The 12,018-nt window shown below is 57.4% G+C and carries 12 protein-coding genes; 8 read left to right on the plus strand and 4 right to left on the minus strand.

Going from position 1 to position 12,018, the window contains the following annotated elements; genetic code table 11:
• Positions 1–35: 35 nt before the first annotated feature.
• Together AB8B02_RS19010 and AB8B02_RS19015 are read left to right on the plus strand one after the other, a co-directional pair.
• Positions 36–794 (plus strand): metallophosphoesterase family protein, encoded by a 759-nt coding sequence (locus AB8B02_RS19010; RefSeq protein WP_439064853.1) that lies wholly within the window; start codon positions 36–38, stop codon positions 792–794.
• A 62-nt stretch (positions 795–856) separates the two neighbouring features.
• The gene (locus AB8B02_RS19015; protein ID WP_439064854.1) at positions 857–1,489 is read left to right on the plus strand and encodes a ribonuclease HII; all 633 of its coding nucleotides are present in this window, start codon (positions 857–859) and stop codon (positions 1,487–1,489) included.
• A gap of 30 nt (positions 1,490–1,519) precedes the next feature.
• On the opposite strand, the gene AB8B02_RS19020 is transcribed toward AB8B02_RS19015, so the two are convergent.
• Positions 1,520–1,729, minus strand: a complete 210-nt coding sequence (locus AB8B02_RS19020; RefSeq protein ID WP_439064855.1) for a helix-turn-helix domain-containing protein — start codon at positions 1,727–1,729, stop codon at positions 1,520–1,522.
• A gap of 191 nt (positions 1,730–1,920) precedes the next feature.
• Here AB8B02_RS19020 and AB8B02_RS19025 point away from each other — a divergent pair, with 191 nt between their 5' ends.
• Positions 1,921–2,499, plus strand: coding sequence for a DUF4339 domain-containing protein (locus tag AB8B02_RS19025; protein WP_439064856.1), 579 nt, complete (start codon positions 1,921–1,923; stop codon positions 2,497–2,499).
• Here the strand turns inward: AB8B02_RS19025 and AB8B02_RS19030 are convergent.
• Positions 2,496–2,768: a helix-turn-helix domain-containing protein gene (locus AB8B02_RS19030; protein ID WP_439064857.1), complete on the minus strand. Its 273-nt coding sequence runs from the start codon at positions 2,766–2,768 to the stop codon at positions 2,496–2,498. The genes AB8B02_RS19025 and AB8B02_RS19030 overlap by 4 nt on opposite strands.
• Before the next feature lie 121 nt (positions 2,769–2,889).
• On the opposite strand from AB8B02_RS19030, the gene AB8B02_RS19035 reads away from it, so the two are divergent.
• Together AB8B02_RS19035 and AB8B02_RS19040 are read left to right on the plus strand one after the other, a co-directional pair.
• Positions 2,890–4,122, plus strand: a complete 1,233-nt coding sequence (locus AB8B02_RS19035) for a hypothetical protein (RefSeq protein ID WP_439064858.1) — start codon at positions 2,890–2,892, stop codon at positions 4,120–4,122.
• Between the two features lie 11 nt (positions 4,123–4,133).
• The gene (locus AB8B02_RS19040; RefSeq protein WP_439064859.1) at positions 4,134–4,913 is read left to right on the plus strand and encodes a hypothetical protein; all 780 of its coding nucleotides are present in this window, start codon (positions 4,134–4,136) and stop codon (positions 4,911–4,913) included.
• Between the two features lie 150 nt (positions 4,914–5,063).
• Here the strand turns inward: AB8B02_RS19040 and AB8B02_RS19045 are convergent, their stop codons facing one another.
• Entirely contained in the window at positions 5,064–5,207 is a 144-nt protein-coding gene (locus tag AB8B02_RS19045; protein ID WP_439064860.1) for a hypothetical protein, read from the minus strand.
• A gap of 233 nt (positions 5,208–5,440) precedes the next feature.
• Here AB8B02_RS19045 and AB8B02_RS19050 point away from each other — a divergent pair, with 233 nt between their 5' ends.
• The 3 genes from AB8B02_RS19050 to AB8B02_RS19060 are packed head-to-tail and all read left to right on the plus strand — an operon-like array spanning position 5,441 to position 10,206.
• Positions 5,441–6,253 (plus strand): hypothetical protein, encoded by an 813-nt coding sequence (locus AB8B02_RS19050; RefSeq protein WP_439064861.1) that lies wholly within the window; start codon positions 5,441–5,443, stop codon positions 6,251–6,253.
• Positions 6,246–9,395 (plus strand): DEAD/DEAH box helicase, encoded by a 3,150-nt coding sequence (locus tag AB8B02_RS19055; RefSeq protein WP_439064862.1) that lies wholly within the window; start codon positions 6,246–6,248, stop codon positions 9,393–9,395. Before AB8B02_RS19050 ends, AB8B02_RS19055 begins: the two co-directional genes overlap by 8 nt.
• Before the next feature lie 58 nt (positions 9,396–9,453).
• The gene (locus tag AB8B02_RS19060; RefSeq protein WP_439064863.1) at positions 9,454–10,206 is read left to right on the plus strand and encodes a DUF3223 domain-containing protein; all 753 of its coding nucleotides are present in this window, start codon (positions 9,454–9,456) and stop codon (positions 10,204–10,206) included.
• Between the two features lie 688 nt (positions 10,207–10,894).
• Here the strand turns inward: AB8B02_RS19060 and AB8B02_RS19065 are convergent.
• On the minus strand, positions 10,895–11,302 hold the full coding sequence (locus AB8B02_RS19065) for a VOC family protein (RefSeq protein WP_439064864.1): 408 nt from the start codon (positions 11,300–11,302) through the stop codon (positions 10,895–10,897).
• Positions 11,303–12,018 lie beyond the last annotated feature (716 nt).

Below are 12,018 nucleotides of genomic sequence, written 5' to 3' on the forward strand. Positions count from 1 at the left end.
CAACCGCGAAGGGGACGATTTCAAGTCCGCAACCTATGACGACGAATGTCCCAAATGCGGTACGCGCGATCTCTCACCAGAGCGCAGTCGAGACGCTTAGCCTCTCGCTGTTCATCCAAACGCCAGATAACGGCATGACACGGACCTATTGCATCGGCGACATCCACGGCTGCTACACCCAGGTCAATATGCTGATCACCCAGAGCATCGACGACGCGGCCGGCCGCCCGATGCAGTTCATCTTCCTTGGCGACTACATCGACCGTGGGCCGAAGAGCCGTGAGACCGTCGATTACCTTATCGACCTCCAGCGCGCCGATCCGGATCACGTCATCTGCCTCAAAGGCAATCATGAGGACCTCGTCCTCGCGGCTCACGATGACGATGCGTGGGCCGATAATTGGCTGGCCCATGGCGGCCAGAGCACACTCGAAAGCTACGGCGTCTCCTCCGCGCGCGACCTCCCGCCAGCACATATCAATTGGCTCCGGACCCTGCCGACATTATATCGAGACCAACATCGGATCTATGTCCACGCGGGCATCAATCCCGACCGCCCGCTTCATGACCAGGACGATGATGACCTCCTCTGGATGAGAGAGCCGTTCCTCTCCTCCACCGCCTTGTTCGAGCTTTTCGTTATTCATGGACATACGCCCCTGCCGAACGGGCGCCCCGACATTAGACCCAACCGGTTGAACATCGACACCGGCGCGGTCTATGGCGGTCCGCTCACCGCCGCCGTGTTCGACGACCTCCACCGCGAGGCAATCCGGTTCCTCAGCGCCAGCTAGCCGCTAGCACAGGCTCGCCGCAGGTCAGCCAGCTCCTACACAGATCATCCATTCATCTACGAATGGAGATCTTCAAACCTACCTTCAATCTCGAACATGAAGCTCATCGCGAGGGCTTCCATCACGTGGCTGGCTGCGACGAGGTCGGACGCGGCGCGATCGCGGGCCCGGTGGTCGCGGCTGCAGTCATTCTCAACCCACACAGAATCCCCGACGGCATCGACGACAGCAAGCGGCTCTCGCCCTCTCGTCGACAAGCTCTCTTCCAAGAGATCAAGGCCACCTCGTCTGTCGGCATCGGCTTCGCTTCGCACCACCGCATCGATCGCGATAACGTCCATCAAGCGTTCCTTTGGGCACTTGCGCAGGCCGTCCAACATCTCCCAATGCGCCCGGATTTTATCTTGATCGACGGGCCCTTCGCTATAGCCTGTTCAGCAGCGATGCGTCCTATCATCCGCGGCGATCAGATCAGCCTATCGGCTGCCGCGGCGTCCATCGTCGCCAAGGTCATCCACGACCGCTTCATGGAAAACACCAGCCGAGTCCACCCGGGTTACGGATTCCAGCAGCATAAGGGATACGGGACAAAGCACCATCTCCAAAGAATTCAGGAAAATGGCGCTTCTCCGATCCACAGATCTGCCGCTGTTCGTTACATCAGCGTCAGAGATATGCCGAAGGCGTCATATTAATCTCATTCCTGAAAAGAGCGCCTCGCGAGGCTACTGTTGAAGCAGCTTGATCAGATTGACGGATAGCGCGTCTGCAATGCGAGCCATCACCAGAAGGCTTGGATTACGCTTCCCACGTTCGATCCCCCCGACATAGGTCAGGTCTAGCTCGGCTTCAAAGGCGAGCTGCTCCTGCGTCAGCCCGCGTTGCTGGCGATGCTTGCGTACGTTCTTCCCAAACAAAACAGCCCAGTCTCGCATTGCAAGACTCAGCAATACCGGGCATATAGTCTCTAGGGATTATAGTCGATATTACGACTTTATTTGACGACCATACGGAAGGCTGAAGCGGTCATTTCCAGAGCGATCTTGCGTGCTGTTAGCCGAAACTTACCGGCAAGAAGATCGAAACCTTCAAGCGACCTATACTCGAAGCCAATGCTGGGGCAAAAATGAGCGATACGACCAACGATCACGATACGACCGTCCAAGACTGGTACTTCACGGAAAATGGCCAGCGTAAGGGCCCCTTTCCCGCCAGTGCGTTGCTCGACTTCCTCCAGTCAAACCGTATCAGCGGAGATACGTCCGTCTGGCGCAAAGGACTGTCGGACTGGCAGCCGCTCAAGTCTACTGAACTCGGAGTCCCGCTCCAGGACGCTCCACCGCCAGTCGCCGCCTCGAACATCAACAATGCGTTCGTCTGGATCGTCGCCATTGCGCCGATCCCATACGGACTGTTCGGCGGTGTGATCGACGCTATTAAGATGGACGATCCGCTCCAGCCGCACCGGGGGCTGGACCTCCTCGCCTTCCTCGTCCCGGTCGTTATCAACGCTGCTCTGTGCCTAGCCGATGAACGCCAACTCAAGCGAGCTGGCTATTCTGATAAGTGGCTCACCACGTTCGGCTTCATCCTCGCCCCCGCGTACCTCCTCATCAGGTCCAAGCGTCTGCGACAGCTTCCGAGCTATGGAGTCACCTGGATAGTCACCTTCGTGATCAGCATCCTACTGTCGATCCCATATTAAGCAGGCGGCGTCGCACGCTTCCGTCTTCTCGGAGGCGGTTCACCCTTCTTCGGGTCCAGCGGCTCAAAGAACTCCCGGATAGCCGCATTGAGAGCTTGAGCAACATGCCAAAGGCTGACGATCGTTGCATTTCGCTGCCCCTGTTCCAGACCGCTGACATATGCCCGGTCCACCCCCATGCGTGCCGCCAGCTCCGACTGAGTGATGCCGGCAGCGATCCGGACCCTCTTTACGTTCTCTCCAACCAGTTTGCGCACGTCGCTTGACATGCAGCCAATGCGCATTTTGTTGCATTTTAATGCGACGCATTATATTGCACACTTAACACGATTTGAGCCCGCGCCCTCCATTCCGAGTGCGCGAGAACGGCTTAGGCAACGGGGGATTCTCATGAAGTTGGTTTGGGTGGCCGCCGCGGGTCTGTTGATCCCGGTGGCGCCGGTCGCCGCATCGAGCAATGACATCGCCAATCTCACTTGTGCCCAGGTTGCCCAATCCGAGATTGCCCGACAATCCTGGTCAATGGATGGCAAGCCATTTGGCGTCCAGTATCGCGATTGGGATGCGCTGACGTTCGACAGTTTGCGCCGACGGGTTTCCGACTGTGCAACGCAGGCCGGCCAAAATCCCCGAATCCAGCTCGCCTATCTCCAACGTCTTGAAGGTTTGACAAAGCTACAAAACGCAATGTCTGCCAGCGGCGTAGAAAGTCGCAATATTGTCCCTACGGCACAGCCATCGCAGATTTCAGCAGCACAGCCTCGGTCGCGAGAGCAAGACACCACCCCACAGCCTGCTCAACGGAGCTCTGGAGCCACAGGCGCTGCAGCGTCGAGCGAGACTGAAGCCAGTTTGGTCGCGAAGGTCGAAGCCTACAACACGCAGGACGAGCTACGCACATTCTGTCGCGGCATCTGGGGTTCAAACCGGGACATCGCCGTCCGCCTGGCGGTTCGCAGCAACTGCGAAAGACGGTTTCAACTTATGAAGATAGCCGAACAAGAAAACGCTGAACGGCGCCAGGAAGAAGAATCTGCAAAGCAGTTGCCCGGCCTCATTCGAGAAATTCAAGAACTTCCTGATAGTGACGAGGCGCGCGAGAGGTTACGGACCCTTGCCACAAACAATAACTTTCGTCTCCCGACCTTATCCTTCCGCGACCAAAACTCTTACTTCCAAGAGATTCAAAGTCGATTGGGCAAACTAGAATCTGCCCGCGGCAACGCCAAGTGCGATTTACTCCTGTCAAAGCACCGGGTGCCCGCCGAGATCAGAGAGGCAGTTGTGCAAGATGGCTTAGGCGGCGTGCCTCTTGCCACCTTTCTTTGCGGTCCAATACTGACTGCAAACAATGTGTCTGTTGCCCTCAGCTCTGGCAGCACCGCCGAGGTCAATGTTGATGACTACACCTTGACCTTTGCGCGTCGCCGCCTCTTGAAAGATCGGAACATCGACGTCGCATTCGAATCGCCAATTGTTGGCGGAGTTAGCGCGTTAGTATTGACGGGCGCAGCGCAACGAAACCGGCAGATCGCTATTGGAAATCCCAATTTCTTCGTGGTGAACTTTTACTCTCAGTACACCGCGCAGGTCGATGCGTATCTCACTCAATCCGGCCGGTGAAGGACAACGACATGCGAGGTACGACGAGATTTCTCCAATATCCGGCAGCTGCGTTTCTCTTGCTGATGTCGGCATCATCAGCGTTCGCTGAACATCCGGAGAGTGATCCGGTAGCGGAGCAATCCTTCCGAAGCTTTTATTCGATAAAGGCATGGGCTCCGCGAACTCGGCCGATAGACATCGGCGACCGCTCACTCTGGGAACGGCACTTTCCAACTCGAACCTGCACGTGGCGCAAGCAAGCGATCCAGGCCGAAACCGCCGATGTTGCAATCTTCTCCTCATGTCCCGCTTACGTCGGCTCGCGCCGCATCACCTTCGAATTCCACGGAAAGGCAGGCGACAGCGCTCTCCACCTCAAGCGCGTCAATGTGGAAGGTAAGGAACTCAGCGTCCTCGAATATGAAACCTTCATCGACAATCCTTTTACCAGCCACGGATCCTATCAAACAGTGCTTCAAACCGATGATCGCATGCGCGTCGCATCTCAAGCTGCCGTGCGTGACATAACATCAATCGATAATTTTCTATCGACAGCCGAAGGCGCTGGATATTCGTGCTTTGTAGCCGATCAATCCATATCGACGAGCATCTCGGTATTCTGTTTTATCGATGCGCACGATCCAGAAGATGCGGATTATGCCGTAAAACATCGGCCCTTCATTATGGATCTGCAACGAGCTGACGCTGCCTGGGTCTTGCGGGCGATCCATATGGAAGAAAAAACCATCTCTGAGCAAAAACCCATGCTTCAGTCGCTGTATGAAACAATTGGCTTGAACGATCGATGAACGGCGCTATCGCACAGTTAGTTGCGCAGCAATTTAGCGAGCAGCTCAGACGGATCACTCCGCTAGCGCCACCGCAGCTGAAATTTGAGTAGCGGTTTCGCATTTCTTTTCTTCATTTGAGTAAGGTTGCGGCCATGGGCACCCCTGTAGTCACCAGAGCAACGTAAGCGCCAGCCGATCCGGCACCTGCTCCTTGAACTTTCCACTTTTGATATTGGCGACGAACCCGGCAACCTCGCCAGCGTCGAGCTGGGCCTGCGACATATTCCGAAGCGACGCGCGCAGGTCGTCCAATTCGACGCGCTCGTCGTCACAACGCCTCCCGGGTGTGACTCGACGTGGAGGGTGGCCTGAGATGCACTCATCCCGGCCGTAGCGAATCTAGAGCGCCTACGATCAACGGCATATGACGTCACGGCCGACCACGCTTGACGCTCAAGGGCGATTGTGGAACCTGTGCCTGAGGGAGCGGGGGCCTAAGGTTGCATTATTCGAACTGCGTTTTGATCCCAGATGCGGACGACCACGTGTGGGCGGTCGTCAAAGAGACCTGCGACATCACCAATATCGCGGATCCCTTCCTGGAGCATACGGTCACGGCGATCAGGGATGCCTATGGAGAGCAAGAAATCCGTGAATTGGCGGAAAATGCGCCCCTCATCGTCCCACCGGACCCGGCCGATAGCGTAGCCAACAAATTTGCCGTCGACCATTTGATGGCAGCCTTCAGAAGTTCCCTCCCGGATCCCGCTGCGGAAGGTGGAAAACCTGCCCAGATGACCAATTATCGGTCCGAGACGGCCGAACTCGTAGCACGTTCCGCGCTTGCCACCGTATATCAAATGGCAACGCCGCCAACGCTACACGCGACCAAGGGGAACCGTAACCAGCCGATTCTGGGGTTCGATGGCTGGTCGATCATGCAAATGGGCACCGAACTCGCTCTTGTCCTCATCCAAGTCAAAGGAAGTGAAGACAAAAGCCGGCCACCGGGCGTTGCCGGTGAACTTATTGTGGAATGTGGTCGAGCCGTCATCGCGAACACCAAGCTACAAGGCTTCCTCATCGCCTGCGTGCTGCGCTGCAAAGACACAGAATACAGCGCTCCTCTGATGAACATGATTATTGAACTCACGACCAACGGAAAAATTGCCAATACGATTTTGGCGCCCGTGATCATTCGCGGCGCGGTCGAGGCGAATGAAGACGACCTGACGACGCTGCGGGCGGCGACGCCATCGTTCCTCCATGCCAAAGCGCGCGGCATGAGTTTGTCGATCGGAACCGAGCTTACCGAATTCGGCCGCACGGCCATGACCAGGGCTCGCCAGAATGGTTGATCCCAACAACATCCTCGATCCTACCAACCAACGACTTCTCGTCGACCAAATGGACGACGCGATCTTCCAATCTGGCTTTGGCGATACTTCAGCAGCGACGGACGATACTTCGCTGATCGAACTGAAACTTGGCGCGATGCTCGAATTCGAGCGCTGGGTCACGGCCGTCGAGATGAACAATATCATTGCGGCACCTGCGTCGGGCGGGAGCCTTGCCGACGAGCAGGCGAGTGCCGTCTTCGATCAATGGCTCGCTTACGTGCTCGCTGCCCGAGGCAGCCGACGCATCGAGCTCCACGATCTTTTCCTTACCACTTGCACTGCGCTCTGGGCCCGCCGGCCGACCGAACTGCGACACGTCCTTGGGCTTGCGCAGATTTCTGATGTGATTGCGCGGAAAGAAGATGGATCTTGGGCCGATCGCGTTCGCCATGCTATCACCCGCGCCCTGATCCTGATTGCCCGCCAGTCAGGCCGTGGCGATATCGCAAGCGCGCGTGATAGCGTCAACGACCTGCGGGCATTGCAAACGACCATGGATAGGGCCATGCTCGAAAGCACCGATCGGCGTGAACAGACGGCGCTCGGCCTGCTCGCCCTCTATCACACAGCGCAGGTGACAATCGTCCTTTCTGATTACGTTCTTACCGGCCAGGTGGTTGGCGATCGCGGGCAAGCCCTGAGCGTTGTAACGGAGTTGCAGACGCTCCTCCGCAAAGCGTTGGAATATGCGACGCTCACATCTGACCCAGAGCTCGTAACCTGGACAAATTCTGTCACCCTTATTGCAAGCAAGCTGCGTTCAGACTCGATCTTCGCCAGCGGCGCCAACATCAACCAGAAGACCGACGCACTTATTCGCGCTTTCAGCCGAGACGGCGCAATGTTCAGCATGTTGCCGTCCCAGCAAGAGGCGCTTTCGCGCAATCTTCTCGATCCGCAACGCGAAGCAATCGTTCTGCAGATGCCGACGAGCTCTGGCAAAACGCTTATGGCCGAACTCGCCATCCTGCAGACCTTGTCCGGCTATGCCGACGCCAAAGTCATCTATGTCACGCCAACCCGAGCCCTCTCAACTCAGGTGCGACGAACGCTTGGGGCTGACTTTGCCGAACTCGGCGTCGACGTGACAGCTGCCGGCAGCGCCTTTGAAGAAGATCCTTTCGAGCAGGCGCTCCTCAACAAGGCCGCAGGCGTTGTCGTGCTGACCCCCGAAAAGCTCGATTTGCTCCTGCGCGCGCATACCGAGTGGTTCGAAGGCATCCGCCTCGTCATTATCGATGAGGCCCATTTGCTCAAAGACGGCGAGCGCGGTGCCCGCCTCGAATTGCTCCTCGCCAATATCCGCCGTGAACACGCCCACATTCGTCTGCTCTTGTTGACGCCGTTCATTGAAAACGCCAAGGAAGTTGCATCCTGGCTGAGCGAAGAGCGCGGCAATGAGGTCGATGTCAAATGGCGGCCTTCGCGGCTTATCGTTGGCATCGCCACCATTGCTGGCAAAGGCCAAGATCGAAATATTGAGATCGAGTGGCGGGAGCCGCATCGGCCTTCTGAGCTTTCCAAGACTTTGATGGTTTTGTCAGATGCCGAACGAATCACAATGCGGGGTAATCCCTCCATTGCAAAGCGCGCGATAACGATCAGCCGCCGCTTGCGCCCCCTGGGCCCTTCCCTTGTCATGTTCCCCTCCTCACGCGTGCGCGCAGAGCAAGCAGCGCTCGAGATCGCGAATGACAAATCCGAAGTTGATCCGAAAACAGCACCCGCTGAATTCCGGGTCGCATTGGCTTTGGCGACCAATGACTATGGAGAGAATAGCGATCTCGTTCAATGCCTCCGGAAAGGCGTCGCTTTCCACCATTCAGCGCTGAGCAGCGAGCTTCGTTACTTGGTCGAGCGCCTTGCTGCGATCGGTACTCTCGATTTTATTGCAGCGACGACAACCCTCGCCCAGGGCATGAACTTCCCGGTCTCAAGCGTCGTCGTGCACTCTGTGACTAAACCAAATGCCGGGCCGCTCACCCCTGGCGAATTCTGGAATATCGCAGGCCGAGCCGGACGCGTCGGCATGTCCGAAAAGGGCGTCGTTGTATTTGCAAGTTCGAACCATCGAAATCATTGGCTTCGCTACACGCAATATCTCAGCGAGAAGGTTCATTCGGCGCTGGCCGAAGCCATTCAGAGCGTCAAAGAGGCCGACCAGGTTAAAGCGATTTACCGCTCAAATGAAGGGATCCGGCCTTTCATCCAATATATCGGGCATTCCGTCGCCCGGATCGGGGCTCAGCAAACCTCAAGCGACCTCGAGCGCTTGGTGACCGCGAGCTTTGCAGGGCGATCCGAGATTACCCGGAATGCGTTGATGCGCTTGGCGCGCCGCTACATCGCTCAGGTCGCCCAGAAGCAACAAAGCTATATGAAGGTCGCTGATCAGACAGGTCTCGCATCCTTCAGCTTTGATGAGCTTTATGCAAATATTCGGTCCGATCCGGTTCTTGCACGCGGCGACGCGACGACGCTGAAACGTGCGGACGGTTTGAAGCATTTGATCGACGCGCTTGCAAAGCTTCCCGAATTGTCGCTTGCCATCGAATACGGCCACGGCACGATCGATACCCAAGCGGTCGCCGATGTTGTCCATCGCTGGATCAATGGTGGCACCGTGCAGGAAATCTCCTCCTTGTTTGTTGGGAGTGACGATGCCGACCGGCTCCGAAAAGCTGGACGTTATGTCTTCGGTAAAGTTTCTCAAACGGTCTCATGGGGAGCTCATGCATATATACGCGGCCGCGACATGCAATCGAGCGAAGCCGTTGATCTCAACAGCGAAGAACACATGCTTCCCGCTTATATCCAATACGGCGTCAACACGCCCTCCTCGGTTCTCGCCTCGATTTTGGGCGTCCCCAGGCAGGTCGCGTCCCGTATTGCGGAGCAATATGACGCAGCAAATGGCGCGATGACACCTGAAGATGGCGCGAAATTCCGGTCGTTCCTCGAGACAAGCCCCGTCGAAGTCTGGCGTGACGCGGTCATCGATACGAAAATTGCTAGCATCGCTTCACCGGACGACTTACGTACGGTGTGGCGCGATGCCCAAGGCCTCAACCGACGACGTCCGAACGCTGCGCCGGCATAGACGAGCATTGTAGGTTTGGCTTTTCGGTCGAGGGGCGGATGATCTGGACGAGTGCATAATGGGCGGGCGCGGAAAACCAGTCGTACTCTCAAATGGCCGCGAATGGCCAACGCAGGAAGAGGCGCGCGCGCATTTTAGGGCTCTCCGCGATCGATATCCCTACGACACACCCATCACCGATCCGACCGACCACAATGACCTATGCGCCTTGCTTGAGAGATTCGACGAAGTCTATTCAGCAGGCCCCTCTAAAATCGGATGCGGAATCGCGTATTTTGTGACACGGGTGAATTACACCAATGGCGGCAAGACGATCGGCTTCTGGGTCGCTCGAACCGATCAGAGCGAGACAGATTTCAGCTTCATTAAAGCTATTACGCGAAGTCCGGTGAACCTTAATACGGAATTCATCGATGCCTGTCGCGACTGCGTCCATCAGCAGGTCATCCAATCCAAAGAGGCGCATTTTGCCTTCTTGGCGGGCCAAACCGGTCAGTTGCCTTGCGAGATCACAGGCGAACTCGTGACCAAGTTCACAGGACGGGTCGATTACGCGCCTACGTCTTTCAGTGATATCGTCTGGGCGTTTCGTGTTGCCGAAGGATGGCAGGACGCGATCCCAGCCAATGTCGTGTCAAATCCCGCCGACGCGCAGACGAGCACCACTTTCGTGGACATTGATGCCATGGTTCGCTTCCGGCAACTCCACGTGAAAAATGCATCGCTCCGCCTGGTCGCGAAATCGGCAACGCGTTCACAGATCCTGGCAACCCGATCGCAGACCCCTAGACGGCCCATTCGGTTGATCTAAAGGACGAGGTCCATCTATGCCGATGAGCCGTGATCATTTGTTGGTCCCAATCCACGGCGCACATCCGTCATGAAGGTAGGCTGTCGCCGGCCGTCAGCGGAAGTTGAGGCGCTGTCTGGACGACAGTCGCTGTAACCGTGGAATCCCCGCTTGGGTTGTATGATAGCAAGGATTCGCAACGTCTTCCCCTATCCAGTCCTTTGCAAGCATTTTCGTCTTCGTGCCGGCGGCAGCAGGGTTCAGGCCCGACAGAAAGCCGGCCGAGGTGGCTGGTCGTTGGATCGCTGCGGGTTCCAAATTGTACGGAAGACGATGAGCTGGGCCGGCGTCAGTCAAACGGCAAGCCCATAACGCCGACCAAGCGTCTTGAGCCGGTGGCGCCACGAATGATTTGGCGAGATACGCTTATCGATGATCCCGAGCGACCTGATCCACTTACTAATAACTTTCGTGCCTGTGCCTCCACGAGAGCCAAAGGGATCGGGCTTTAACTCGGGAAATAAAGGTCCTGTCGGATTCTTTGCGGCGAATGCCAAAAAGCCACCGGCCTCAGTCTCCGCCAGATAGCCCTTCATTATGGTCTTGGTGCTAAGACAAAAGCCGCTTCCATCGTCTGTTCAGGGCAAAGCGCTTGGTGAGGCGTCACACTTTCAGCGAGGCCTGGGCCCATCGGTCAGTGGCGGCTACGTCACTCTGGTATCTGGCACACGGCCTCGACGTTAACGCCATCGGGGTCGATCACGAACCCTGCATAATAAGCCGGATGGTAATGCGGCCGGATGCCGGGAAGACCGTTGTCACGGCCGCCTTGCGCCATCGCTGCCGCGTAGAAGGCGTCCACCGCTGCTCTGCTTTCGGCCTCGAACGCAATGTGGATACCCGTTCCGCGTGGACCGTCCGGAGCGGCACGCCGCATGTCGCTGGACAACCAAAAGAACGGCTTTCGGCCGTTGCCATATCCGATACCGTGATAGCCGCCAGTCTGTTCGGACGTCACTTCCATTACGTTCGTGAGGCCGAGTGGCTCGAGCGCAGCGTCGTAAAACTGCCGCGCACGTTCGATATCGGCAGGGCTGATGCCCATATGATCGATCATGAGGATACCCCTTTGCGGTTCTGCTTCCCCGGTTTGTAGCGGGTCTGACCGAAGACTGGATTGCGTCATATCAAGCTATCGGGGCGGATGCGATGCTGCTCCGTTCCGGCTGCCAAACGTGAGCCGCGTGCGATGATTGAGCGCGGTACGGCACCAGTTCATGATCTGGTCGCCCCAAACTCGCGGGCGTCAACATCACTGAGCCTGGCGCCGCTTGCGCTACGATACCGCAGAAGACGTCGGCCGAGACCTAGGCTGGGGTCGCAAGGGGAAGGCCCTCCCGTAAGCGCTAACTTATCGGTTTCCCGCCGACCGCGCCGGCGGCCGTCACTGGCCGACCACGTCAAGCCATCAGGCACGCCTGTTGGCGAGCCTGGAAGCTGACACTGCGGGAAGGCTTGGACCCGAATCCGATCGGCCGGCTGCGGGACTGCGCTGCCGGTCCGCTAACCTGCCGCGCGTTGATAAGTCGCCGTGGGCGGCCACCGTGTTGCGCCAAAACTGGTTTGTGAGATGCGCTAGGCTCGGTCGGAGGTCCGTTTCGGTGTGTATCGGCTCCGAACCTTGACCCGGATCGGCGCCCAACCGTGACCCAGTCCACAGTGTCATCCCACACAGTGTTAGGCACATCGACGACACGGGTGGGGTCGACATCGATAGCCGATTGGGGGTCAAATGGCTTGCTGATCCACAGTTGATCCCGCCAAGCTGATCGG

Source organism: Tardiphaga sp. 862_B3_N4_1 (genome assembly GCF_051811085.1).
Classification (GTDB): domain Bacteria; phylum Pseudomonadota; class Alphaproteobacteria; order Rhizobiales; family Xanthobacteraceae; genus Tardiphaga; species Tardiphaga robiniae.